Origin of the sequence: Marilutibacter aestuarii (assembly GCF_006546775.1) — a bacterium.
GTDB classification, from domain to species: domain Bacteria; phylum Pseudomonadota; class Gammaproteobacteria; order Xanthomonadales; family Xanthomonadaceae; genus Marilutibacter; species Marilutibacter aestuarii.
On the sequence record NZ_VICE01000128.1, the window covers coordinates 1 to 25,539 of the forward strand.

Annotated in this window: 21 protein-coding genes; 6 read left to right on the forward strand and 15 right to left on the reverse strand. The window is 68.5% G+C overall.

What is annotated here, in order from left to right; all coding sequences use genetic code 11:
* Positions 1–44: 44 nt before the first annotated feature.
* The gene (zwf, locus tag FKV25_RS13170) at positions 45–1,550 is read right to left on the reverse strand and encodes a glucose-6-phosphate dehydrogenase (protein WP_141519257.1); all 1,506 of its coding nucleotides are present in this window, start codon (positions 1,548–1,550) and stop codon (positions 45–47) included.
* A 162-nt stretch (positions 1,551–1,712) separates the two neighbouring features.
* Here zwf and FKV25_RS13175 point away from each other — a divergent pair, with 162 nt between their 5' ends.
* The 3 genes from FKV25_RS13175 (at position 1,713) to nagA (ending at position 4,799) form a co-directional block, all read left to right on the forward strand.
* Complete coding sequence (locus tag FKV25_RS13175; protein WP_141519258.1) at positions 1,713–2,456, forward strand: GntR family transcriptional regulator; 744 nt, start codon at positions 1,713–1,715, stop codon at positions 2,454–2,456.
* Positions 2,457–2,514: 58 nt separating this feature from the next.
* Positions 2,515–3,564, forward strand: coding sequence for an SIS domain-containing protein (locus FKV25_RS13180; protein WP_246072091.1), 1,050 nt, complete (start codon positions 2,515–2,517; stop codon positions 3,562–3,564).
* A gap of 101 nt (positions 3,565–3,665) precedes the next feature.
* Positions 3,666–4,799 carry an N-acetylglucosamine-6-phosphate deacetylase gene (gene nagA, locus FKV25_RS13185; protein WP_141519259.1) on the forward strand — a complete coding sequence of 378 codons (1,134 nt, stop codon included), beginning with the start codon at positions 3,666–3,668 and terminating at the stop codon, positions 4,797–4,799.
* A gap of 617 nt (positions 4,800–5,416) precedes the next feature.
* Here nagA and FKV25_RS13190 read toward each other — a convergent pair.
* A complete protein-coding gene (locus FKV25_RS13190) occupies positions 5,417–5,824 on the reverse strand; it encodes a hypothetical protein (protein ID WP_141519260.1) in 408 nt (135 codons plus the stop codon).
* 108 nt (positions 5,825–5,932) lie between these two features.
* Between FKV25_RS13190 and FKV25_RS13195 the strand changes: the two genes are divergently transcribed.
* Positions 5,933–7,144, forward strand: a complete 1,212-nt coding sequence (locus FKV25_RS13195) for an NAD(P)/FAD-dependent oxidoreductase (RefSeq protein WP_141519261.1) — start codon at positions 5,933–5,935, stop codon at positions 7,142–7,144.
* A gap of 23 nt (positions 7,145–7,167) precedes the next feature.
* Here FKV25_RS13195 and FKV25_RS13200 read toward each other — a convergent pair whose 3' ends face one another.
* From FKV25_RS13200 to FKV25_RS13240, 9 genes are all read right to left on the reverse strand, one after another.
* Positions 7,168–7,866, reverse strand: coding sequence for a class I SAM-dependent methyltransferase (locus FKV25_RS13200; protein ID WP_141519262.1), 699 nt, complete (start codon positions 7,864–7,866; stop codon positions 7,168–7,170).
* A 191-nt stretch (positions 7,867–8,057) separates the two neighbouring features.
* Positions 8,058–8,654: a M23 family metallopeptidase gene (locus FKV25_RS13205; protein ID WP_170218638.1), complete on the reverse strand. Its 597-nt coding sequence runs from the start codon at positions 8,652–8,654 to the stop codon at positions 8,058–8,060.
* A gap of 122 nt (positions 8,655–8,776) precedes the next feature.
* Positions 8,777–8,995 carry a hypothetical protein gene (locus FKV25_RS13210; protein ID WP_141519264.1) on the reverse strand — a complete coding sequence of 73 codons (219 nt, stop codon included), beginning with the start codon at positions 8,993–8,995 and terminating at the stop codon, positions 8,777–8,779.
* Positions 8,992–9,423 carry a VOC family protein gene (locus FKV25_RS13215; RefSeq protein ID WP_141519265.1) on the reverse strand — a complete coding sequence of 144 codons (432 nt, stop codon included), beginning with the start codon at positions 9,421–9,423 and terminating at the stop codon, positions 8,992–8,994. Before FKV25_RS13215 ends, FKV25_RS13210 begins: the two co-directional genes overlap by 4 nt.
* Positions 9,420–9,896 (reverse strand): helix-turn-helix domain-containing protein, encoded by a 477-nt coding sequence (locus tag FKV25_RS13220; protein ID WP_141519266.1) that lies wholly within the window; start codon positions 9,894–9,896, stop codon positions 9,420–9,422. Before FKV25_RS13220 ends, FKV25_RS13215 begins: the two co-directional genes overlap by 4 nt.
* A gap of 154 nt (positions 9,897–10,050) precedes the next feature.
* Complete coding sequence (locus FKV25_RS13225) at positions 10,051–10,371, reverse strand: hypothetical protein (protein ID WP_141519267.1); 321 nt, start codon at positions 10,369–10,371, stop codon at positions 10,051–10,053.
* A gap of 197 nt (positions 10,372–10,568) precedes the next feature.
* Positions 10,569–11,465, reverse strand: a complete 897-nt coding sequence (locus FKV25_RS13230; RefSeq protein ID WP_211345440.1) for a retropepsin-like aspartic protease — start codon at positions 11,463–11,465, stop codon at positions 10,569–10,571.
* Positions 11,466–11,694: 229 nt separating this feature from the next.
* Positions 11,695–12,291 (reverse strand): DUF1294 domain-containing protein, encoded by a 597-nt coding sequence (locus tag FKV25_RS16520; RefSeq protein WP_141519268.1) that lies wholly within the window; start codon positions 12,289–12,291, stop codon positions 11,695–11,697.
* Between the two features lie 1,165 nt (positions 12,292–13,456).
* The gene (locus tag FKV25_RS13240; RefSeq protein WP_141519269.1) at positions 13,457–14,023 is read right to left on the reverse strand and encodes a hypothetical protein; all 567 of its coding nucleotides are present in this window, start codon (positions 14,021–14,023) and stop codon (positions 13,457–13,459) included.
* A 337-nt stretch (positions 14,024–14,360) separates the two neighbouring features.
* Between FKV25_RS13240 and FKV25_RS13245 the strand changes: the two genes are divergently transcribed.
* A complete protein-coding gene (locus FKV25_RS13245; RefSeq protein ID WP_141519270.1) occupies positions 14,361–18,065 on the forward strand; it encodes an indolepyruvate ferredoxin oxidoreductase family protein in 3,705 nt (1,234 codons plus the stop codon).
* A 401-nt stretch (positions 18,066–18,466) separates the two neighbouring features.
* On the opposite strand, the gene FKV25_RS13250 is transcribed toward FKV25_RS13245, so the two are convergent.
* The 4 genes from FKV25_RS13250 to FKV25_RS13265 all read right to left on the reverse strand — a co-directional run bounded on the left by FKV25_RS13250 (position 18,467) and on the right by FKV25_RS13265 (position 23,265).
* Positions 18,467–20,395: a M61 family metallopeptidase gene (locus FKV25_RS13250; RefSeq protein ID WP_141519271.1), complete on the reverse strand. Its 1,929-nt coding sequence runs from the start codon at positions 20,393–20,395 to the stop codon at positions 18,467–18,469.
* A 92-nt stretch (positions 20,396–20,487) separates the two neighbouring features.
* Complete coding sequence (locus FKV25_RS13255; RefSeq protein ID WP_170218639.1) at positions 20,488–20,907, reverse strand: DUF11 domain-containing protein; 420 nt, start codon at positions 20,905–20,907, stop codon at positions 20,488–20,490.
* Positions 20,908–20,969: 62 nt separating this feature from the next.
* Complete coding sequence (locus FKV25_RS13260) at positions 20,970–22,529, reverse strand: BCCT family transporter (protein ID WP_141519273.1); 1,560 nt, start codon at positions 22,527–22,529, stop codon at positions 20,970–20,972.
* Positions 22,530–22,629: 100 nt separating this feature from the next.
* Positions 22,630–23,265: a DUF938 domain-containing protein gene (locus tag FKV25_RS13265; RefSeq protein WP_141519274.1), complete on the reverse strand. Its 636-nt coding sequence runs from the start codon at positions 23,263–23,265 to the stop codon at positions 22,630–22,632.
* A 257-nt stretch (positions 23,266–23,522) separates the two neighbouring features.
* Between FKV25_RS13265 and FKV25_RS16390 the strand changes: the two genes are divergently transcribed.
* Positions 23,523–25,505: an N-acetylmuramoyl-L-alanine amidase gene (locus FKV25_RS16390; RefSeq protein WP_211345441.1), complete on the forward strand. Its 1,983-nt coding sequence runs from the start codon at positions 23,523–23,525 to the stop codon at positions 25,503–25,505.
* Positions 25,506–25,539: the final 34 nt, after the last annotated feature.

Here is a 25,539-nt window from a genome sequence, read left to right on the forward strand (position 1 = left end):
GCAGCGGCATCGGTTCGACCACCTTCAGTTCGGCGCGCATGGCGTTAGTCGGCATCCTCATGCCAGGTCCTCCCGTCCCGTTCGATCAGGGCGACGGCGGCCGTCGGGCCCCAACCGCCGGCGGTGTAGGGCTTGGGCGCGTCGCCATTGGCTTCCCAGGCATTGCGGATCGGATCGATCCACTGCCAGGCGGCGTGAACTTCGTCGCGGCGCATGAACAGCATCGGGTTGCCGCGGACCACGTCCATGATCAGGCGCTCGTAGGCGTCGGGCTGGCGGCCACCGAACGTTTCGGCGTAGCTCAGGTCCATCGCCACCTCGCGCATGCGCAGGCCACCCGGGCCGGGCACCTTGTTCATCAGCCACAGCTTCACGCCCTCGTCGGGCTGCAGGCGGATCACCAGCTTGTTGGGCGCCAGCGTGCGGCCGTGCTCGCCGTCGGTGAGCTCGCCGAAGATCGAGTGCGGCACGTGGCGGAACGTCACCACGATCTCGGACATGCGCTCGGGCAGGCGCTTGCCGGTACGCAGGTAGAAGGGCACGCCGGCCCAGCGCCAGTTCTGCACTTCGGCCTTGATCGCGACGAAGGTCTCGGTGCGCGAGGGTTCGCCCAGTTCGTCCGGGTAGCCGGGCACCGCGCGGCCTTCGACAGCGCCCGCGCGGTACTGGCCACGCACGGTCATGTTGACGGCGTTGCCGTTGGTGATCGGCCGCAGCGCGCGCAGCACCTTGAGTTTCTCGTCGCGGATCGCGTCGGCCGCCAGCGACGCCGGCGGCTCCATCGCCACCAGGCACAGCAGCTGCAGCAGGTGGTTCTGGACCATGTCGCGCAGGGCGCCCGACTTGTCGTAATAGGCCGCGCGGCCTTCCACGCCCACCGTCTCGGCGACGGTGATCTGCACGTGGTCGATGTGCTCGGCCTTCCACAGCGGTTCGAACAGGGCATTGCCGAAGCGCAGCGCGGTGAGGTTCTGCACCGTTTCCTTGCCCAGGTAGTGGTCGATGCGGAACACCTGGTGTTCCTCGAACACGCGGCCAAGGGCATTGTTGATGGCATCGGCGCTGGCGCCGTCGCGCCCGATCGGCTTTTCGACCACCACGCGCGTGCCCGCCCCCGACAGCCCGTGGCACTGCAGTCGATCGCCGACCAGGGCGAACAGGTCCGGCCCGACGGCCAGGTAGAACACGCGCACGCGGCCCGGGTCGTTGCCGACTTCGGCGGCGAATTCCGGCCACCCGGCGTCGCTGCCGAGGTCGAGCTGGCGGTAGTGGAGCTTGGCCAGGAAGGGCTCGAGCGAGGCGGCCACGCGCGGGTCGGCGTTGGCGTCCTTCTGCAAGGCTTCGCGCACGCGGTCGCGGTACTCATCGTCGCTGCGGGCATCGCGGGCGACGCCGTACAGGCGCGTGCCCTCGGCGATCTGGCCGTCGACATGGCGGTGCAGCAGGGCGGGCAGGAGCTTGCGCAGCGCGAGATCGCCGGTGCCCCCGAAGATCACCAGGTCGAAGGGGTCCAGTGGCGCGGGATTGGACGGCGGAGCGTGCAATGTCATGGAGGGCGGTGTCCGGTAAGGGAGCGATCGGGCCGGGATGGGCCTCGGCATTGAAGATACCTCTTAGATACCAATTACGCAAACGCCCCCTGTAACAAGGCTGTCATGGCCTGAATGGGTCCGGTATTGCCGCAAGTGGTCTCTGACTGGTATCTTCCCGGCATGCACGACTATCTGGCCAGTGAATACCACCGCCAATCGGCCACGCGCCGCGCGCCGGCCTACCAGCACCTGCGCCGCACGCTCCAGCACGCCATCGAGAACGGCGAGCTGACCGCCGGCCAGGCCCTGCCGGGCGAGCGCGAACTGGGCCGCCTGCTCGATCTCTCGCGGGTCACCGTGCGCAAGGCCATCTCGGGCCTGGTCGAGGACGGGCTGCTGATGCAGCGCCAGGGCGCCGGCACCTTCGTCGCCGAGCGCATCGTGAAGTCGTTCTCGGCCCTGACCAGCTTCACCGACGACCTGCGCGCGCGCGGGCTGGACCCGCGTTCGGAGTTCCTGGAGCGCGGCATCGGCGAAGTCACGCCCGAGGAGGCGATGGCCCTGAACCTGTCGCCCGGCGCCCAGGTCGTGCGCTACTACCGCCTGCGCACCGCCAACGACACCGCGCTGGCGCTGGAACGCACGGTGGTCCCGGCCGACATCCTGCCCGACCCCGCGCAGGTGGAGAACTCCCTTTACGCCGCCTTCGAGAAGCTCGGCATCCGTCCCGCGCGTGCCCTGCAGCGGCTGCGCGCGATCGCCTTCGACGCCGAACAGGCGCGGCTGATGCGCCTGCCCGAAGGCAGCCCGGGGCTCTTCATCGAGCGCCGCACGTTCCTCGACGACGGCCGCGTGGTCGAGTTCACCCGCTCCTTCTATCGCGGCGATGCCTACGACTTCGTCGCCGAACTGCACAGCGAATGAGCCTTTCCCGCCCGATTGCCGAGACCCTGCCTTGAACGCTCCCCTGGATACCACCGCCATGGCCGCACGCGCGCTCCGCGCCGAAGACACCCTGATGTTCGCCGAGGCCGCCGAGACCGCCGACGCGGTCGCGCGGCAGTTCCAGGCGAATGCCGCCGTCATCGACGCGCTGGTCGAACGCCTGCGCGCCGACCCGCCGCGCTTCATCGTGACCTGCGCGCGCGGCAGCTCAGACCACGCCGCCACCTACGGCAAGTACCTGTTCGAGACCACGCTGGGCCTGGTCACCGCGTCGGCGTCGCCCTCGGTCGGTTCGGTCTACGCGATCCAGCCGAAGATGGAGGGCGCGCTGTTCGTCGCCATCTCGCAGTCGGGCAAGAGCCCCGACCTGCTGCGCAACGCCGAGATCGCCAAGGCCGCCGGCGCCACCGTGGTCGCCCTGGTCAACGTCGCCGATTCGCCCCTGGCGCTCTTGGCCGACACGGTGCTGCCCTTGCATGCCGGGCCCGAGCGCAGTGTCGCGGCCACCAAGAGCTACCTCTGCTCGCTGGCCGCCCTGCTGCAACTGACCGCCCGCTGGAGTGGCGACACCGCACTGTTGGAGGCCGCCGACGGACTCCCCGCCGCGCTGCGCGAGGCCTGGGCGCAGGACTGGACACCGGTGGTGGACGGCCTGCGCGACGCGCGCAACCTGTTCGTGCTCGGCCGCGGCCTGGGCCTGGGCGCGGCGCAGGAAGCCGCGCTCAAGTTCAAGGAAACCAGCGGCCTGCACGCCGAGGCCTTCTCTTCGGCCGAGGTCAAGCACGGGCCGATGGCGATTGTCGGCCCCGGCTTCCCGGTGCTGGCCTTCGGCCAGGACGACGATACCGGTGCCAGCACCGCCGCGGTCGCCGCCGAATTCCGCCAGCGCGGCGCGCCGGTGTGGTTGGCGATGCCCGGCCAGTCGCCTGGCGGCGGCCGCCTGCCGCTCGCCGCGTCCACCCACCCGGCCGTCACCCCCCTGCTGACCGTCCAGTCGTTCTACAAGGCAGTCAACGCCCTCGCCGTCGCCCGCGGCCACAACCCCGACCTGCCCCCGCACCTCAACAAGGTGACGGAGACGGTGTGATGGGGGGTGATTCGTCATTCGTCATTAGTGATTCGTGAAAGCGGATCAACGGTTCACCGAACGCCGCCATTTCCAATCACCAATCACAAACCACGCCCCCCATGCCCACCCTAGCCTTCCATAATGGACAGACCCTCACCGAGCACGGCTTCGCTCCCGGCCTGTGCGTGATCGTCGAGGACGGCCACGTCGCGGCGGTGGTGCCGGGCGGTCCGCCGACGGGGGTGGAGGCGGTGGATCTGGGCGGGGGCTATTTGGCGCCGGGGTTCATCGACACCCAGGTCAATGGCGGCGGCGACGTGCTGCTCAACGACAGCACCACCGTCGAGGGTGTGCGCCGGATCGCCGAAGCACACCGCAGGTTTGGCACCACCGGCCTGCTGCCGACCCTGATCAGCGATGACGTCGGGGTGATGGCCAACGCGATCGCCGCCGTCCGCGACGCGATCGAGGCCGGCGTCCCCGGCGTGCTCGGCATCCACCTGGAAGGGCCCTACCTGGCCGAAGCGCGGAAGGGCGTGCACGACCCCGCCAAGTTCCACACGCCCGCCGACGATGAGTTGGCGATGGTCGCCTCGCTGGGTGTCGGCAAGACCCTGCTCACCGTGGCGCCCGAGCGCTTCGACGCCGCGACCCTGCAGTCGCTGGTCGGCCGCGGCCTGATCCTCGCCGCCGGCCATACCGCCGCCGACTACGAAACCATGCGCGCCGGATTCGCCGCCGGCATCACCGGCGTGACCCACCTGTTCAATGCGATGACCCCGATGGAGAGCCGCGCCCCCGGCGGCGTCGGCGCTTCGCTGGAGGATCCCGACGTGTGGTGTGGCCTGATCGTCGACGGGCACCATGTCAGCGATGCCAGCCTGCGCGTCGCCATGGCCGCCAAACCCCGCGGCAGGATGATGCTGGTCACCGACGCCATGCCGCCGGTCGGTGGCGAGCGCGAGGACTTCGAGCTCTACGGCGTCACCATGACCTGCCGCGACGGCCTGTGCAGCACCGCCGACGGCACCCTCGCCGGCTCCGCCCTCGACATGGCCACCGCCGTACGCAACACCGTGCACCGGCTGGGCCTACCGCTGGACGAAGCCTGTCGCATGGCCTCCACATACCCCGCCGAGTTCCTCGGCCTGGGCCACGAACTGGGCCACATCGCGCCGGGCTACCGCGCCGACCTCGTCGCCCTCGACCCCGACCTGCAGGTCACCGGCACCTGGATCGACGGCCGCGCCTGATACCCATCCCCCGCCCTTCGTAGGATGGGTAGAGCCAGAGGCGAAACCCATCATCGCCGCCCGGCACGCCCCGCCACGCGTCCGCCCCTGCAGCCGATGGGCTTTGCTTCGCGCTGCCCATCCTGCGATCCAGCGACACGACGCCCGCCCGTCGGGCGCGAGTGATCCGCGGCGACCACGCCACTCCCACGATTCGTCATCCCAGCGCACGCTGGGATCCAGCCTTTCATCCGGCTGCCCCCCACCGGTCGAGACGGCACGCAACAGTGAAGCGAATCGACACCCGGTCAAGCTGCGTTGCGAGCAGGAAGCCAAGAGCTGGATCCCAGCGTGCGCTGGGATGACGGCTTGAGGGTCCGCTGAACGAGACAGGGATTCGCAAGGCGCAAACAGGTGAAGGCGATACCCATCACCGACGCCCGCTCCACGTACCGAAACCCATCATCGCCGTCCCACAGCCCGGAAAACGTACCCGCTCGCCCCGGCAGCCCCGACGACGCACCCACCCCGACAGCCGATGGGCTTTGCTTCGCGCTGCCCATCCTACGGCCAGACGAAATCCCGCCCTTCGTAGGATGGGTAGAGCCAAAGGCGAAACCCATCTTCGCCGCCCAACATCACCGACGACGGGCGCGGATCGCGCAGCGCCATGCGGCGAACGTCGCCCAGGCCAATGACACGAGGATCGCGAGCAGCAGGCCCAGGCTGAAGACAAGCCAGGTCGAGCCACGATCGTCGCTGAAGTTGAGGGCCAGGTTGCCGGCCAGGGCGGTGGAGACGGGCAGCCATGCCGCGGCAAGCAGCAGCACGATGCCCGAGACACCGGCCGCCCACGTCCGGCGCGGCGCCAGCCGCCATGCCGCGGCAGCGGCGGCCACCAGGCCGAGCGCGACCAGGGCGTTGCCCAGTGGCAGGCCGCCGGGCAACAGGCGCTCGAGATAGGCAGCCCCCGACAGCACGGCAGCCATCGAACCCACGGCAAGCGCGAGCAGGCAGGCGATCGACAGCAGGCGAGGGGCGTTCATCGGCATGCGGGACCGTGGAGGCGCGGGCAGTCCCTTGTAACCGTGGACAAGGGCCTGCGCCAGTGAACCCTTCACGACACCCTCGCCGCGAAAAGGCTTCACTGCCTGATGGATCTCAAGAGCGGCTACCCCTTCTGGGCGATCAGGAACGGCCTCGCGGCCCCACGCCCCCCCATCGACCGCGACCTCGACGTCGACGTCGCGGTCGTCGGCGGCGGTATCACCGGCGCCCTGATCGCCGACGAACTGGCCGCGCACGGGCACGAGGTCGTCGTGCTGGAGAAGGGCGACGTCGGCTGGGGCAGCACCTCGGCCAGCACCGCGCTGCTGCAGTACGAGATCGACACCCACCTCGTCGATCTCGCCAAGAAGTACGGCGAAGCCAATGCCGCGAAGGCCTACCTGGCATGCGTGGCGGCGATCGAGACCCTGGCCGACATCGCGGGACGGGTACCGGACGTCGCGTTCCGGCGCTCCACCAGCCTGTACTACGCCAGCCGCAAGCGGCACGTGCGCGGCCTGCGCGAGGAATTCGACGCACGACTGCGGCATGGCATCGACGTGGAATGGCTCGACACCGCCGCGGTGGAGGCCGCGTACGGGTTCCAGTCGCACGCCGCGATCCTCAGCCACCAGGCCGCCCAGGTCGATCCTTACCGGATGGCCCAGCAGTTGCTGTCGGGGCTGGCACGGCGTGGCACCGCGGTGCATGACCACGAGGAGATCGTCGACCTGCAGGCCACCTCGCGCCGTGCCACCCTGCGCACTGCGTCGGGCTTCCGCGTGCGCGCCGGGCACGTCGTGCTCGCCTGCGGCTACGAGAACGAGCGCTGGCTGAAGCAGCGCGTGGCGCAGAATCGCAGCAGCTACGCCTTCGTCACCGACCCCCTGCCGCCCGACCTCCTGCGTCCCTTGGCCCACAGCCTGGTCTGGGAGACGGCACGCCCCTATCTGTACCTGCGCACCACGCCCGACCACCGCCTGCTGGTCGGCGGCGAAGACGACACCGTCGACATCCCGGCACGCCGCGATGCGCGGGTGATGTCCAAGGCGCGCAAACTCGGTCGCAAGGTCGAGGCATTGTTCCCGCACCTGCCGATGCGCCCGGCCTTCGCCTGGGCGGGCACCTTCGCCGAGACCCGCGACGGCCTGCCCTGGTTCGGCGCCCACGCGCAGTGGGGCCCCCGCGTGCTGTTCGCGATGGCCTACGGCGGCAACGGCATCACCTACTCGGCGATCGGCGCCGGCCTGCTGCGCGCCACCATCGAGCGACGCGCGCACCCGCTGAAACGGCTGTTCTCGTTCGAACGCGACGCCTGAGGCTTCGCGCCCGGTGGTGCTCCTCAGGAGGCGCGCTGCGAGCGCCAACCATGGATCAGCCCGGCCTGGAAAAACTGCAGCGGAGGCGCGAAGCCCGCCGCCTCGATTATGCCGGCGATGTCACCGGTCGGCAGCACGCCGACGTCGTTGGCATAGGCGTGCCGCATGCGCGCCACGGCATCGGGCGTGACCTCGGCGCTGGCCATCATCGCCAGCCACGCGCGCAGCATCACCTCGTAATCGTCGGAAGCGATGTCCGCGGCAAGGTCGGTGCTGGCAAGGATGCCTCCGGGCAACAGGCGCGCGGCGATGCCGGCGAAGAAGGCCACTCGCGCGTCGCGCTCGAGCAGGAACTGCGAGACCAGGAAGCAGGTCGCCGCATGGTGCGCCTCGCCGGCCTCCAGCGTATCGAGATAGCCCTCGTGGAAGCTGCAGCGCGCGAGGAAGCCTTCGGCCGCCGCGCGCTCGCGGCACACCGCGACCATGCCGCCCGAGGGTTCGACCACGGTGAAGCGCCACTGCGGGTGCCGGGCCGCCAGGAACGCCAGCTCGGCGCCGGTGCCCGCGCCCACGGACAGGATCCGCGCATCCTCCGGCAGTTCGGCGAACAACGCATCGACCAGCAGGTGCAGGCAATCGCGGATCGGCGAGGTCTTCGCCCACTGGGTGTCGTAATGCGCGGCCTGCTGGTCGAACAAGGCCTTGATGTCATCGGCGTGCATCGGGTCTCCACGGGTCCCGGGCGGTCGGAGGGTGCCGGGCCGGCTCCGAGCTTAACGTGCCCGGTCCGTCGGGCTCGAGGAAACCACGCACAGGCGGCGTTAGGCCCCCCGGAAGTGAATGTCGGCGATGCAAGCGCGCCGTCAATCGCACATGCGACCAAACCCGGTAAGCCGTGCCTCCCCTCCGCGTCCTAGTGGGCGGTCATCGCGCGCTGGTCCCAGCGCAGCTGCAAGGCCTGCTTGCCGCGCCAGGCGCCAATATGCACGTGGGGTGCGCGGGCGTAGCCATTGTTGCCGACGAAGCCGATCCGCTCCCCCGCTTTCACGCGCGCGCCTTCCTCGACGAGGAAGCCCTGAAGATGCGCGAGGGCGAACATGGTGCCGTCGGCCGCCTTCAGAACGACGCCGGATGCACGGCTCTGGTGGGGCTGTCCCGGCAGGTTCGTCTGCGGGTTCACGTGCAGCTGGACGACTTCGCAGTCGCAGGGCGAGTGCACGGGCTGGTTCCAGCCATACCAGTCCTCGTTGCTCAAGCCATCGGTTCGATAGAGCCTGAAGAAGCCGGGCGACGCGTCCTCGTCCAGGCCGGTGACCATGCAGTCCTGTCCGAGGTCGTCGCCCGGATAGGGCAGCTCGCCCGCCGCATGCTCCGAGCACATGTACGGCACCTGGAACAACGGATGGGCGAGCACCTGCTCGATCGGGCCTTCCGTCGGTGCCGGTACCGGCGGCTCGGCGCGGACGGGCGCGAAGGCGCAGGCGAGGAGGAGGAGAGCAAGGTTGCGCATGGGGGCGTCCCGGATCCTGGGAGGGCCAAGGTATCGCGGCCCCCCTCGCGCTTGAACGCCAGGAAGTCCCCCTGACTTTCCACAGGGCGCGTCGCCCACGCGCGCGCCGCGGCAGTGATCGGCTAGGCGGGGCGTTTCCCATACCTGCGTGTGTAAGGCAAGGCGAACAGATAGAGGCCCGACAGCAGCTGGACGAAGAGCGGCGGCAGTGGCGCGTACGTGAGCCATGCCGGCGGCTCGCCCGACACGACCGCGCGCCAGGCGAAGTTGGCGACCACGGTGAGGGTGAACACGATGGACACCCAGCGATGACAGGTCCGCGTCCCGTCGGCGGCGCTCATGCCGCCCCCTCCGCTGGCGTCGCGGCCCGCGCCTGGATCATCTTCCAGCCGTTGCCGGAGGGGTCGCGGAAGCCGGCATCCACGCTGCCGTAGCGCTCGACCGGCGCCTGGGTGAATTCCACCCCGGCCGCTTGCAGACGCTCATAGCTGGCGCGGCAGTCGTCGACCCTCAGCACCAGCGGCGGCATCGCGCCCTTGGCGACTGCCTCGTCCAGGGCGCGCGCGGTGGCAGCATCGTGGACCGGGGGACCGGGCTTGAACAGGCCCAGCTGGAAGCCCGCCTGCCCCGGCGCCTGCACGGTGAGCCAGCGATAGTCGCCATTGCGGACATCCGTGTGGACCTTGAACCCCAGCCGCTCGACGTAGAACGCCAGGGCCTCGTCCTGGTCGCGCACGTACAGGCCGACCACATCGATCGCGTGTGTCATGGAACCTCCTTCGTGTGAGGCGCTACTGTCCCAGCGGCCCGCGTCCGGCGCTTCTCCGAAACTGCGCTCTTGAGGTCCGGGCGCTCCGCCGCGCGCACGAAGCACTCCGGAACGCGTTCGCGCGAATGCGGTTCGGACTGCTCGCGCGCCCGGAGATGCCCCGGACTTTCACCGGTGATGTCGTGGAAGACGCGCCCGAAGGTGCCCAGGCTCCTCCAGCCGGTCTGGAACGCGATGTCGGTGATGGGCAGGTCGGTATCGCGCAGCAGCGCCACGGCGCGCTCGATGCGCCGCGTCAGCAGGTAGCGATGCGGCGGCACGCCGAAGGCCTGCTTGAACGCGCGGGCGAAGTGCGACGGCGACACCGCACTGACCCGCGCCAGCCGCGGCACCGGCCAGTCCTCGTGCGGCGCGCCGTCCATCCGGTCCTTCGCGCGCAGCAGGCGCCGCAGCAGGTCGGGCCCGGGCTTCATGCGATCACCGGGCCGGCCACCGGCCGGTGGCCCTGGCGTGCGTACATCAGTGATCGCTTCGAATACAGGCATCGCACATCCGGCATTCCGTCGACCGCAGTGTCCTCGCGCATGGCAGGCGAAGCACGCCATCGGCTTTCGCGCGGACGCGATGCTACTTGAAGAACGCCGCATGGAGGAGCAGCGCCGCGACCGGCACGGCGTACACGCCACTGACCGCCGCCGCGATCGCCACCGTCGCGGAGTGTTGCGACGACGCCAGCAGGGCCAGGATCGAGCCGGCGAACGCGACGAGCACCAGCAGGAACCCCGCAGAAAAGGCCGCGAGCTCGGAGAAGGTCTGCGCGGACATGACCGCCCGCGGCGGCGCGACGTCACTGGCAAACAGGCGCGCGTGGACGAAGCCCGTGAAGGCGACCGCCCAACCGAGCACGGCCAGCGCCAGCAACGCGCGATGCAGCAGCGGTGAGTCCATCATGGCTCCAACACTCCTGAAAGGGGCACGGGCCCCGGACCACGGCGCCCACCGAGGGCCCTGCACTCAGCCCGGTCACAAAGAGGATCGAGGCAATCAAGGCACGGCTCCAGCAGCCGTCGCGCACGGGTTTGCCTGCTTAAATGCCTCCGTCCCCTTGAATTCCACCATTCGGTCGCGCCCCGCCGCCACCCCGCCTACGGGCAGAGCGCGACCGATTGCGAACGCTGATCGATCAGGAGCGTCATGTTCTGAAGCGCATGCGCACCGACCAGCAGCTCTGGATAGCTGTCGGAGACACGTACTTCGACGTCGGAAACCGTGGCAGCGCCCAGACGGAATGGACCGTGCAGGGTGGCCCGTCCCGTCTGTACCTGCGTGTTCGACAGCGTGCCCGCACCGGCCTTCTCAAGCGGCGTGCGGCTCACCTGGGTGTACATCGCCTCGGGAAGTACGAAAGCCACGTTCGCTCCGGTGTCCAGATTCCCGGTGGTCTGCATATTGCCAATGGACACGGGAATCCGGAACGCGCGCTCGTACGGCAGGACGCCGGCCTGCCCCTCATGCAACGCGAGCGACCGGGAGAAGGACAGGGTGGTGTTGGGATAGTCGATGACAAGCAGCCCGTCATTGAAGAAATCCCTGCCAATGATTCCCGAGAATTTCTCGGCGGGCGGCTTGTTTCCGCTGTAGTCCCGGGTCATGACCTCCAGGTTCCTGCGTACCAGCCCGCCCACCTCCAGCGAGTCGAATCGAGTCACATCGGCCTTTGACGTCGTGACGCCGTCCGAGTTGTCCGCCTCGTCGTGAACCGCCAGGCCGAGTGCGGCGACCAGGCTTGAGTCGGCGCGTCCCATTCCACTCGCGCCCGTATCGACGGCAAACCTGAAAGGGCCGCGCTCATTGACGGTCGCCTGCACATAGATGCGTCCGTCAATCACTTCGAAGGGCACGCGCACCCTCCAGCTCCCAGCCGGCGCGCTGGCCAGCGCACAGACGTCGGGCGCCTGCCCGGGCGTCTGCGCATGCGCGGTTCCAAACAGCGCCGCACATGCCATCGTAGAACTGGCCCATAGATTCCTGGCACGCATCATTCCAACCTCCTTGTGTGGGTGCCGACAGCATCGTCCGTCTTTCTTCCGATCGCCATGTGTCGGGAGTCACCATGCCCGATGGCGTTCGCCATCAGGGGTGGAGGCCGTTGAACGTCAAAGCCTGCAGCCCTCGTCGAAGACGGGGATCACCGCTGGAAGGGAGGCCATCCAGCGGATCCACCCGACAGCGCCTGCTGCTGGACCCACCCGGGTCCATCGACGCCGCGCTTCATTGAAGCAACGACGCCGCGAACCCGCTTTTAAGCCACCAGCCCACGGCCAGGAGGTTGATCACGACGGTAAACCAGAAGCCCCTCTGGAACGAGGCCTTGACGGTCTTGTGTCGAAAGGACTGTTGCGCGACCAGGGCACCGGGCCAGCCGCCGAGCAGGTCGAACAAGTGCAGGTTGCCTTCGGGCGTGCGCTGCGCGCCCCGTCCCGCCGCCGCCTTATCCCAGCCATACAGGACATACGACACGCCGCTGAGCACGAAGTAGGCGATGGCGAGCGGGCCGGGCAGGACACCCGCCCAACCGCACACGCCGATCACCAGCAGTACGGCGCCACCCAGCGCTGCGCGCGGCCAGGGCCGCGATGGCGTTCGCGTTTCGATCCTTTGACCGGCAAAGCGTACTTCCGCGGCCTTGATGCGACCCCGCGCGTCGTGGGCCACCGCGTAGGAAATCAGGTCGCCCTCCACCGGACGACGCGAACCGTGCTGGAAGGCCTTGACGTGGACGAAGGCGCGGTCGCCGCCGCCGTGCGGGACGACGAACCCGAAGCCCTTGTCATCGTCCCAGTCCGAGAGCCGCCCCACGCATCTCATGCGTCGCCACCCCTGCGCATCCCCGATGGCTGGCGCGAAACCAGGCCCATCGCGGGATTATCAACGTGGCGACAATGGTGGCGCAACAATGGGCGCGCACTGTTTCACAGGCTTCAAGACATAAAAATGCGCGCGCTCGCAGACGAAACCGGCGCCCCGGATGCGCTGCGCTTATCCGGGCTACGCCGACCGACAAACGCCCGAAGCCGTAGCCCGGATAAGGCCGAAAGGCCGCATCCGGGGGCACGCCTTCCGACGTGCGCTTGGTCTCCGGGAACTCGCCCCGCAAAAGGCGCAGAAGGGGACGGAGGCAATTAAGACCTGGATCCAACAGTATTCCCGACTCGGCTTACCTGCTTAATTGCCTCCGTCCCCTTTTCGTCCGCGCTCTCAAACGCGGGGTGCCAGTCGAGCTTCTACGTCGGCGACACCCTTTGAGGTAATTCTCACTAGACCATTGGGTTGCTCGTACTCAACCAGTCTTGCCTTGTGAAGTGGTGCTAGCAACTTTGTCCTAAAGTTGGTCTTATTCGCATACTCGACCCAGCCGCGAAGCCTCTCCACATCAGTCCAGCCTGACTCAGAATAAAGCAGGAGTAGAACTTGATCTGACTTCTTCAGAGTCGGGTCTAACACTCGTTTCGTTTGATCAACACTCCAGACTAATGGGTGGCGACGCGAGACGAGCGCGTCTACAACTTCTTGAGCTTGAATAAGCGTTGTGCCATGGAATATCCGGACAAGTTCTGCCATGACCCACGAGGCGGCGGACATAACAGCGCTGGAGTCAGCGGCGTTTGGATTTACGTCACCGCCAACATGTCCGACGCCGCGATTGTTCCTAATTTCATACAAGTACGGCAGTAGTCGTGGAATTTGGATTCGGAGCGATCGATTCCCTACAAGCTGTGGGGTCGAAGGTAAGGACTCAAGAGCACGACAAGCGTCTACCATGTTGCTTGGCTTCGTGGCTCGGGCCGGGAAGGTGCCTACAAGTGCGCCATGCGCTATTGAATAGACGATCTCGCAGAACTTGCCGCCGTTGAGTTCAGTAGGCTCCCATCTGCCTTCTACGAAGTTTGTAATTATTGACTGATAGCAGTCGAGCAACTCTCGTCGGAGCTCTGATGGGAGGTTGGAGAATGCCTGCGACGTGTCAAGCATCTCAGCCCTTCGGATGCTTGACGAGCTCAGCGACTGCAGTTAGTCCTGGTGCGGTGAGCTTCCAGCCAGCGCTTTTTGAGCCGGTGAGCTTGTTCTTCAATGCTTTGACTGACTTTGTGTGGTTGGGGCTGTCATAGCAGCCTGATTGTTCGCAGAAAGTGCGCGCATCTGAATCTGTGAATGATGCATCGCCGCTGGCTAAATAGCGCGCTAAGCCAGTGGCGAGGTAAGCATTGGCGGTTTGCTCTCGTTTTGAACTGGCGTTCCCAGGCAGCGCAATTGGAAGTACCTTCCCCTGGTCGAAGTGAAAGCAATGCTCAAGTTGTTCAAGGGTTATTCCGTTCTTTCGCATCCACTGTTGCGCTTGGGGGTGAACTTCTGACGAACCATGATCTTCGCCATCAGCATTGGCTTCGAATCGAGCCTGATCCCTAGACGCGTTACTTTGGGGAGAGAAATCATCTCCAAGCAATGTAAGTGATGCCTTTACGATCCTCAGCCTTTCCTCGGTGGTAAAGCTGGTCAGTACTTCAACGACTTTGGTTGTGGCCTCTGCGAGATTGCTCATCATTTCCCCCTGCTCTTGGTGGTTCAGATAGTAGCGAATTCCACAGCAACGGCTAACTCTCAAATACCTGACAAAAACGAATCCCTGATCGCATAGCACCCCAGCCCTGGGGCGCTATCCCACCGAATCTACTATAGCTCCGGAGCAGCTCCCCATCCCCCGGGTGCCTGGGCCCCGCCTCGTCAAGCCGCAGCGCAGCACGGGCGACCAAGGTCGGATTGTTATACTGGGCGGACTCTGCCCTGCCTTTCGCCGTGCCCGTCGACTCCGTCGGCAGGCCGCGGCGCCGGACGCCGGGCGATCCCAGCCACAGGCGACCCCCCGCCCGGAGCCACGCATGACCAGTACCGCCGAACTTTCCTCCCCCGCCTCGGCCGGCACCTCGCTGACCCATGGGGTCAATGACCCGGACTACACGCTCGAGCACAAGTACACGCGCGAGTCGGGCCGGATCTACCTGTCGGGCGTGCAGGCGCTGGTCCGCCTGCCGCTGATGCAGCGGCTGCGCGACCAGGCGGCGGGGCTGGACACCGCTGGCTTCATCTCCGGCTATCGCGGCAGCCCGCTGGGCGGCTTCGACCTGGAGCTGTGGCGCGCGCGCAAGCACCTGGAAGCCTCGGGCGTGAAGTTCACCCCGGGCCTGAACGAGGACCTGGGCGCGACGATGGTCTGGGGCACGCAGCAGACCAACCTGTTCGAGGGCGCGAAGGTCCAGGGCGTCTACGGCATGTGGTACGGCAAGGGGCCGGGCGTGGACCGCTGCGGCGACGTGTTCAAGCACGCCAACGCCGCCGGGACCTCGCCGCACGGCGGCGTGCTGGCACTGGCCGCCGACGACCATGCCTGCCGCAGCTCGACCCTGCCGCACGGTTCCGAGCACGAGTTCGTCAGCGCGATGATGCCGGTGCTGAACCCGGCCGGCGTGCAGGACATCCTCGACATGGGCCTGATCGGCTGGGCGATGAGCCGCTACACCGGGCGCTGGGTCGGCTTCAAGACGATCGCCGAGACGGTGGAGTCCTCGGCCTCGGTCGACGTGAACCCGCTGGCGCTGCAGATCGTCACCCCGGACGACTTCGAGCTGCCGCCGGGCGGGCTCAACATCCGCTGGCCCGACCCGCCGCTGGACCAGGAGATGCGCCTGCACCAGTACGCGGTCAAGGCCGCGCAGGCCTTCGCCCGCGCCAACCGCATCGACCGCATGGTGATCGACTCGCCGAACGCGCGACTGGGCATCGTCACCACCGGCAAGAGCTACCTGGACGTGCTGCAGGCGCTGGAGTACCTGGGCCTGGACGAGCGCGCCTGCGCCGACCTCGGCATCCGCGTCTACAAGGTCGGCATGACCTGGCCGCTGGAGCCGTTCGGCATCCGTGCGTTCGCGCGCGGGCTGCAGGACATCGTGGTGGTGGAGGAGAAGCATTCCTTCATCGAGAGCCAGATGAAGGAGCTGTTCTACAACTTCGACGGCGAGCGCCCCTCGATCGTCGGCAAGTACAACGAAGGCGGCGAGTGGATCCTGCCCTCGACCTCCGAACTGACCCCGGCGCGCATCGCCGGCGTGATCGCCAAGCGCATCCAGAAGTTCCATGACTCCGAGCAGATGCGCGACGTGCTGCGCTGGATGGAGGAGAAGGAATCGGCGCTGGCGCTGCCGCGCGCGCAGTTCCCGCGCGTGCCGCACTACTGCTCGGGTTGCCCGCACAACACCTCGACGGTGGTTCCGGACGGTTCGCGCGCGCTGGGCGGCATCGGTTGCCATTACATGGTGACCTGGATGGACCGCAGCACCGACACCTTCACCCACATGGGCGGCGAAGGCGTCACCTGGGCCGGCCAGGCCGCGTTCACCGACACGCCGCACGTGTTCCAGAACCTCGGCGACGGCACCTACTTCCACTCCGGCTCGCTGGCGATCCGCCAGTCGATCGCCGCCGGCGTGAACATCACCTACAAGATCCTCTACAACGACGCGGTCGCGATGACCGGCGGCCAGCCGGTCGACGGCACCCTCAGCGTGCCGCAGATCGCGCACCAGGTCCGCAGCGAGGGCGTGCACGCGATCGTGGTGGTGTCCGACGACGTGTCCAAGTGGCGCAAGCGCGAGCTGTTCCCGTCCGACGTGGAGTTCTTCGACCGCAAGGAGCTCGACGCGGTGCAGAAGCGCCTGCGCGAGGTCAAGGGCGTCAGCGTGCTGATCTACGACCAGGTCTGCGCGACCGAGAAGCGCCGCCGCCGCAAGCGCGGCAAGATGGTCGACCCGGCCAAGCGCGTGGTGGTCAACTCGCTGGTCTGCGAAGGCTGCGGCGACTGCGGCAAGAAGTCGTTCTGCGTGTCGGTGCTGCCGAAGGAGACCGAGTTCGGCCGCAAGCGCGAGATCGACCAGAGCAACTGCAACAAGGACTTCAGCTGCGTCAACGGCTTCTGCCCGAGCTTCGTCACCGTCGAGGGCGGCGGACTGAAGAAGAAGAAAGCCGCCGCGAGCGCGAAGGACCGCTTGAACGACCTGCCGATGCCCACCCTGCCGGCGCTGGACCAGCCCTGGAACATCCTGATCACCGGCGTCGGCGGCACCGGCGTGGTGACGATCGGCGCGCTGCTCGGCATGGCCGGCCACCTGGAGGGCAAGGGCGCGACCGTGCTCGACCAGACCGGCCTGGCGCAGAAGGGCGGCGCGGTGACCACGCACATCCGCATCGCGAAGTCGCCGTCGGACATCCACGCCGTGCGCATCGCCGCCGGCGAGGCCGACCTGGTGCTGGGCTGCGACATGGTCGTGGTCAACGATTACTGGGCGCTGTCGAAGATCCGCGAGGGCCGCAGCCAGGTCGTGCTCAACAGCTACGAGGCGATGCCGGGCACGTTCACGACCCGCCCGGACATGCAGTTCCCCGCCAACGACATCATCCAGGCCATCTCCACCGCCATGGGCAGCGGCACGCCGCACGTGGTCGACGCCACTCAGGTCGCCACCGCCCTGCTGGGCAACGCGATCGGCAGCAACCTGTTCCTGCTGGGCTATGCCTGGCAGCAGGGCCTGGTGCCGGTGTCGTTCGAGGCGATCATGCGCGCGGTCGAGCTCAACGGCGCGGCGATCGAGATGAACAAGACCGCCTTCGCCTGGGGCCGCCTGGCCGTGATCGACCTGCCGGCGGTGCTGGCCGCGGCCGGCATCACCCCGAACGCGCCGGCCAACGACGCGCAGGCCAGCGTGTTGCCGATGCTCGAGCCCGGCGCGTGGGAGAACACCGAGTGGGGTGCGACCTCCGCGCCGCGCGAGACCCGCGACGAGGACGACCTGCGCCACCTGCCCAACGCCCTCGGCGGCGCGCGTTCGGACGCCGACAGCGTGGCTTTCCTGCCGCTCGACGACGAGCGCCTGTCGCGCTCGCTGGACGAGCTGATCGCCCGCCGCATCAGCTTCCTGACCGAGTACCAGGACGCCGCCTACGCCGCACGCTATTCCAGCTTCGTCACCCGCGTGCGCGATGCCGAGCAGGGCAAGGCGCCCGGCAGCACCGACCTCACCGAGGCGGTGGCGCGCTACGCGTTCAAGCTGATGGCCTACAAGGACGAGTACGAAGTCGCGCGCCTGTACACCAGCGGCGAGTTCCTGCGCCGGCTGGAGCAGCAGTTCGACGGCGACTTCAAGCTCAAGTTCCACCTCGCGCCGCCGTTGCTGGCGAAGAAGAACGACAAGGGCGAGCTGGTCAAGGCCGAGTACGGTCCCTGGGTGTTCACCGCGTTCAAGTGGCTGGCGAAGCTGCGCAAGCTGCGTGGCGGCACCTTCGACGTGTTCGGCTACACCGAAGAGCGCCGGATGGAGCGCCGCTTGATCGAGGAGTACGTCGCCACGGTCGAGTCGCTGTTGCCGACGCTCGACGCGGGCAATGTCGGCCTGGCCGCGGAGATCGCCTCGATCCCCGAGCACATCCGCGGCTACGGCCACGTCAAGGAAGCGCACCTGCACAAGGCCAAGGCCCGCGAGGCCGAGCTGCTGGCCGAGTGGGCGAACCCCCTGCGGGTGGTCCAGGTCGCCTGAGTCCAGGCGAACCAGGTGTCACGAAGAAGCCCCGCGATGCGGGGCTTTTTCGTGGGCGCGGCCCGTGTTGCACCTTGCGAAGAGAACACTGTCTCGCGGAACCCGCGCTCCGTCATCCCAGCGAACGCTGGGATCCAGCCTTCCGGACAGGTAACGGCCAGCCATCGACACGACACGCGAGGTCGAGGTGCATCGAAACCCGAATGCGGTTCGTTGTCCGCGCAGGCGCCCAAGAACTGGATCCCAGCGTTCGCTGGGATGACGGTCTGGGGGGGTCCTAGCGACCGTAGGATGGGTAGCGCGAAGCAAAACCCATCATTCTTATCGCGTGCGGGTGCGACGGTGGGTTTCGCCTTTGGCGCTACCCACCCTGCGAAGCAGCCGTGGACGGCGGGACGGAATCAGAGCGGCTTGAGGATGTCGGCCAGGCGGTCGGTACGGCCGGGGATGCGCTCCAGGTGCGGATACTTGAGGCCTTCGCGGTAGTCGACGGCCACCGTCTTGACCACGTCACCGTGCTTGACGACGAGCTCGACCAGCGGCCCGCCGGCCTGCGCGGCCTTGATCGCATCGTCGAGCAGCGCCGGTTCGAAGGCGTAGCCGTTCACCGCGAGCAGGATCGCGCCCTCGGTGATGCCGGCGTCGAACGCCGGGCCGTCCCAGCGCACGCCGGAGACGACCGCGTCCTCGAGCCGCACAGCCAACCCGATCGAGGCGGTGTAGTCGGCCAGCTTGCGCTGGGCCAGCAGCGCCTTGTGGAAGGGGCTCGGCGTATCGCGGTAGGCCAGGCGCCAGCCCGCGGCCTCCAGGCCGTCCAGCGGCGGGCGGTGGGCCTCGATCCGGCTGCGCAGGAACGTCGCCCAGTCGAAGCTCGCCACGCCCTCCAGGGTCGCGACGACGTCGTCGAAGTCGTAGGGCTTGACCTCCCAATGGCCGTCGTCGCCGCCGAAGAACGCCTCGGCGAAGTCGTCCAGCGAGCGCCGCTCCTTGCTCAGCTCGCGCAGCTTGGCGTCGACCGACAGCCACACCAGCGCCCCGGCGTTGTAGTAGTCCTCGCTGAGCTGGTAGCTGCGCCAGGGCTGGGGGCGGCGCATGGCGATGATCGGATCGTGGGTGGTGTCGAGCACGCTGCGCCAGTCCAGGCCGGGTCGGTCGACGGCGTAGGTGGCGGCGACCAGGGCCAGCTGGGCCATCGCGTCGTCTCGGCTCCACAGCCCCGAGCGCGCCGCGAGCACCATGCCCCAGTACTGGGTCTGCCCTTCGTAGACCCAGAGCAGCTCGTCGCGCATCGGCACCTGGAAGTTCGGCGTGGCCAGGCCTTCGGGGCGGCGGAACTTGCCGTTCCAGGAGTGCACGAACTCGTGCGGGAGCAGGTCGCGCGAAGCGACTTGGGCGTCCCAGTCGGTGAAATAGCCCGGCGCCACGCCATTCTCGCTGGAGCGGTGGTGCTCCAGGCCGATGCCGCCCATGCGGTCGGAGAGCGAGAACAGGAAGTCGTAGTGGTCGAAGTGCCGCGAGCCGAACAGCCGGTAGGCCTGCTGGACCAGCGCGCGATGCGCCTTCAACTGCGCGTCGCTGGCTTCCAGGTAGCGCGGCGCGTCGGCCACGATGTCCAGGTGGACCGGTTGCCTTGCGCCCGGGTCCAGGTCGACCCGGCGGAAGTGGCGGCCGGCGAACACCGGCGAGTCCTGCAGGGTCTCGAAATCGACCTCGCCGTAGCGCAACGTGTCGCCGCTGCGCGCCTGCAGTTCCAGCGCGGTCCCGGCCTGCCAGCCGGGCGGCAGGACCAGGGTGGGCGCGAAGCGGATGCGGTCGGCCGCGTGGTTGGCCGGGTACAGCGCGACCGTGTTCCATTGCAGGTTGAGCATGTCCGAGGTCATGACCACCCGGCCCTGGGCCTCCGAGGTGGGCGTGAGCATGTCGAACTCGACGTCCAGCGACGCCACGCCTTCGGGCACCTCGAGCATGAAGGCGAAGACCTCGCCCGGGTCGCGGGTCCAGTGCAGCGGCCGGCCGTTGCCGCGGATGCGCAGGCCGGCAAGCTTGTGGATTGGACCGTCGGCGCGATGCTTGCCGGGGATCCACTTGGGGAACAGCAGCGTCAACGGCCCGGGCGAGACCGGGATCGACTGGCGCACGTGGAAGACGCGGCGCGCGGTGTCGGTGGCGTCGACCGTCAGCGCGATCGTGCCGGGCCAGGCCTGTCCGGGCGATGCGGGCGTGCCCCAGTCGACGGCGGGCGCGGGCGCCTGGGCGGACGCGACCCCCGGCAGGGACAGGGCGAGGGCGGAAACGAGGGCAAGCGACAGCGGTACGGCGGCACGACGCATCAACGGGCTCCAGGCAGCTCGACGGACCGGCCATGCTACCGGCGCGCGCGGTGGCACCGCCCCTGCCATTGGACCCAAGCCGCGGCCGGGGATCAATCGACCGTGCAGGTCAGTTCGAACGCGATCGAGCTGTTCGCCGGCAGCGTGGGGATCGCCACGCCGGCGGCGAGCGCGCTCACCAGTGCGGCGCCGGTGGCCGCCGGGCAAACCGCGCCGCCGCTGGCATTGCCGCAACTGGCGGTGGTGCAGGTCAGCCCGGTCGGGGCCGGGTTCTGGACGACGGCGCCGTCCGCCGCGTCGGGGCCCGCGTTGGCGACGGTGATGGTGTAGATCGTCTGCGCGCCCTGGGCGAGGGTGTCGTCGGGCAGGTCGACGCCGCCGGGATTGTTGGCGTTGGTGATGCTCAGGTTCGCCTCGGGATTGCGCACGTCCCCGGAGGTGCGGGCGAGGTTGTACCGGCACTTCGCCCCCTGGCGCCGAGGCTGGATCCCTTGCGCATATGGCCGGGACATGGCGTCCGCCTGGACCACTGCCATGCACGCAGCGCTCACACCGCGGGCGGGTACCGGCGACCTCAGGTCGTGTCGCCGTCCGTGGCGCTGGCCGTGCCGCGCTCGCGCTCCAGCCAGCGCTTTTCGGCCCGGTAGAGCTCGCGTGCCTCCAGGTCCCAGGCGCGCATGTCGGCCGAAAGCACGCGGTGCAGGGAGACGACCACCAGCACCATCAGCAAGGCGAACGGCAGTGCCGCGACGATGACCACCGCCTGCAGCGCCTCCAGCCCGCCGGCGGCGAGCAGCGCGGTCGCCACCGCCGCCTGCAGCACGCCCCAGGTGATGCGCCGCGACAGGGGCGGCTCCTCGGCGCTCTCGCTGGACATGCTCGCCAGCACCAGGGTCGCCGAGTCGGCCGATGTCACGAAGAAGCTCATCAGCAGGATGATCGCGACCCAGGCCAGCACGGTCGCCATCGGCAACAGGTCGGTCATCGCGAACAGGACGTTCTGGTAGCCGCGCGCCAGCGCCGAGAGCAGGTCGGCATGATCGAACATCTCCGCGTGCAGCACGGTGCCGCCGAAGCCGGAGAACCACAGGAAGCTCACCATCGCCGGCGCGCAGACCACGCCGAGCAGGAACTCGCGCACCGTGCGGCCGTAGGAGATCTTGGCGAAGAAGGCGCCGACGAAGGGCGCCCAGGCGATCCACCAGGCCCAGTAGAAGATGGTCCAGTCGCCGACCCAGGCGCGCTGCGAGAACGGCGTCATCCGCAGGCTCATCGAAGGCAACAGGTTCAGGTAGCTGCCGAGCGTGGTGGTCAGGGTCTCGAAGATGAAGGCGGTCGGACCGAGCACGACGACGAAGGCGAGCAGGAGGGTGGCGATGGCCAGGTTGAGGTTGGACAACCACTTGATGCCGCGCTGCAGGCCGGTCGCGCTGGACGCCATGTAGAGCACGAAGGCCACGGCGATCACCGACAGCTGGGTGCCCAGCGTGGCCGGGATGCGGGTGACATGGCCCAGTCCGGCGGTGATCTGGGTCGCGCCGAAGCCCAGCGTCGTGGCGACGCCGACCGCGGTGGCGACCACGGCGAGGACGTCGATCGCCTGGCCGGCCGGTCCGCGCACGTGGCGGCCGAACAAGGGCTCGACCAGGTCGCTGACCAGTCCTCGCGCCTTGCGGTTGAACTGGAACCAGGCCATCGCCAGGCCCATCAGCGCATAGATCGCCCAGGGATGCAGGCCCCAGTGGAAGAACACGTAGCGCATCGCCGCGCGCGCGGCGGCGTTGGTTTCCGGCGTGATGCCTTCCGGGGGCCGCTGGAAATGCGACAGCGGCTCGGCCGCGCCCCAGAACACCAGGCCGATGCCCATGCCGGCGGAAAACAGCATCGCGAACCACGAGCCGCGGGAGAACTCGGGCTCGGCGTCATGGCCGCCGATCCGCAGGCGGCCCAGGCGGCCGAAGGCGAGGTAGGCCAGGAAGACGAGCACGCCGAACACGATCACCAGGTACAGCCAGCCGGCCCCGGACAGCGTCGCGAGCTGGACCCGGGCGCTCAGGGCGCCGAAGGCCTCCGGCGCCAGGACGCCGGCCAGCACCAGCAGCGTCAGCAAGGCGACGGATACACGGAAAACCACTGCACTCTCCCCGTTTCGGAACCGCGACCGCGGGCGCCGAGGCAGGCACCGTCGCGATCATGCGGGTCCGATGGTACCCCCCGCCCCCGTTACGGCACCGTCACCGCTGGCGCCGCCAGGCCAGGCAGCGGTTGTGGGCGGGCATCTCGACGTCTTCGAGCAGGACCAGTCCCACCGCGCGCGCCAGTGCGTCGACCGCCTCGAAATCGCGGATGCCCGAGCGCGGGTCGCGCGCCTTCAACCAGTCGTCGAAGGCGGCATTGCTCGGACTGGTGAAACGCCCATCGCGATTGAACGGCCCGTAGGCCACGACGGCCGCGTCGGCAGTCATCAGGGCACCCAGGCCGGCGAAGCAGGCTTCCACCTCGGGCCAGCCCATGATGTGCAGGGTGTTGGCGGTGAAGACCGCATCATGCCCCCCGGGGCTTTCCGCCGGCGCCGGCAGCGGCGGGTAGAGGCCGGGCACGGGGGCCACGACGGCGGCCAGTTCCCGCGCCGGCGGCGTGTTCGGCAGGCCGGCCTCGTCGAGCCACTGTGCGATCCCGGGGAGCGCATCGGCACGATCGGTGCACTGCCACTGCAGCCACGGCATCGCGGCGGCGAAATGCACTGCATGCTGGCCGGTGCCGCTGCCGATCTCGAGCACGTGCCGCGCCCCGGCGAAATGCCGGCGCAGGACGGGCAGGATCGCGTCGCGGTTGCGCTCGCAGGACGGTGCGAAGGGTTTGTCGGTCATGGACGGGTTCGGAAGGGGTCGGGAGGGGGGTCGCGGCGACGCGCGGTTGGCCCCGGTCACCGCCCACCATACGCCAGCGTGTCGCAGAGTCTCGACGCAGCGCGTCATGGGGCGGCGGGCCATGGTCCGCAAATCCGTCAGGGGAACGACCCCGGTCACAGATTGCCCACACGCGGTCTGCGCTGTCGCCCTGATTGTCCCGCAGGCGGGGTAGAAACGCCGGGCAGGGGAGATTTCAGACAGGGAGTCCAGTCACGATGAACAGACGCATCACCTTCGCCGCCACCGTGCTCGCCACCTCGCTGGGCGCCGCGTTCTGCACCCCGGCCGCGATCGCGGCACCGGCCGCAAGCGACCCCGCCGCGCCCGCCGACGCCGCCATGCAGCGACGCCTTGCCGCCGAGGAGGCCGCCCTGCGACCGCAGCGGATCGCGTTCCAGGGGTATTTCCGCCAGGCCTACGCGCGCTATCCGGCGATTCCCGCCGGCACGCTGGAAGCCATCGCCTACGTGCAGAGCCGCTGGATGCAGCTACAACCCGAGGCGGCCGACTCGCAGGGCGAACGCCACCTGCACATGCCCTTCGCCCACGGCGTCATGGGCCTCTACGCCGGCGAAGGCTTCGCCGACCAGGTGGGCGAAGCCGCGCACCTGCTGGGCGTGGAGCGCACCCAGGTCATGCGCGATGCGCGCCTGAACATCCTCGGCGCCGCCGCCCTGCTCGACCGGGAGATCCGGCGCGACCTCGGTGCGCCGGAGCTCGCACGCGCAGGCGGCAAACCGGTGGCCAGCCGCGGCGTCGCCCCGGAACGGATCCGTCCGGCGCTGATGCGCTACGCCGGCTTCTCGTCCTCGCCCGCCGACGCCGCGCGCGCCAGCGCCGCCGGCGACTACGCACGCACCAGTTTCGCCTACGACGTCCTGCTCGCGCAGGATCGCGGCGTCAACGATCGCGGGATCGTGGTCCCCGAGCGCGCCATCGCCTGGGAGGCAGCGTTCGAACCGGACCAGCTGGTGATGTTGCGCGCCCCGATGCTGCGGCTCGACGCCGCGCGCGACCGCATCGACCTGGGGCCCTACCGCGTCGACCCGCTGAGCGAGACGCTGCAGCGCAGCGATGCCGGGGGCGGCGAGCCCGGGGCCGGTGGCGGCAAGCTCGCGCCGGCGGCGACCGACGTCGGCATCCAGAGCACCGACTACGGTCCCGCGCTGTGGGTGCCCTCGCCGTACTACCGCTCGCGCAGCAGCTACAGCTCGGTGACCATCCACACGGCCCAGGGCAGCTACGCGGGCACCATCAACTGGTTCAAGAGCAACCCCTACAGCGTCAGCGCGCACTACGTGATCCGCAGTTCCGACGGCCAGGTCACGCAGATGGTACGCAACGCCAATGGCGCCCACCACGTCGGCGTCCACAACGGCACCACCCTGGGCATCGAGCACGAGGGCTACGTCAACAACAGTTCCTGGTACACCACCGCGATGTACAACAGCTCCGCGGCCCTGGTGCGCAGCTTCTGCAGCAAGTACTCGGCGATCAGCTGCGCGAACGCCTACAACGGACCCGCGCACAGCGGCGTGGTCGTGCTCTCGACCTCCATCGACGTCAAGGGCCACCAGCACTACAGCAGCCAGACCCACACCGACCCGGGGATCAACTGGGACTGGCGGCGCTACTACACCCTGCTCAACCCGGGCAGCGGCGGCACCACGAAATACCTGGACCGCTTCGAGAGCAGCGTGGGCCACTTCACCACCAGTCCCACGTACTCGGGCAGCACCCGCGGCATTTCCACCGCCTCGAGCGCGACCCGCACGTGCAGCACGCGCAAGAACGGCAGTTGCGCCCTGCGCGTGCTGCTCAAGGACAACGCCTCCAGCAGCGCCAACTGGTCGGTGCGCCTGTTGTCGGGCGCCGGCAATCCCGGCAGCAACACCGCCCTGACCCGCGCCAACGGCAAGATCGGGTTCTGGGTCTACGCCGGCGGCAGCGGGATGAAGGTCGGGGTCGGCATCGACGACAGCGACGGCACCGAGCGTTCGACCACGCGCACCCTGGCGGCCAACACCTGGACCTACGTGTCCTGGTCGCTGACCGACGCCGCGCAGTGGAATGCCTGGGTCGGCGGCAACGGCGCGATCACTGCCGGCACGGTGAAACTGGACGCCATCTGGCTCGAGCGCGCGCAGACGTCCTATGACGTCAATGTCTACGTCGACGACGTGCAGATCCGCAACTGAGGGCGGCCCGACGACCCGCGGCGGTCCCGTCGCG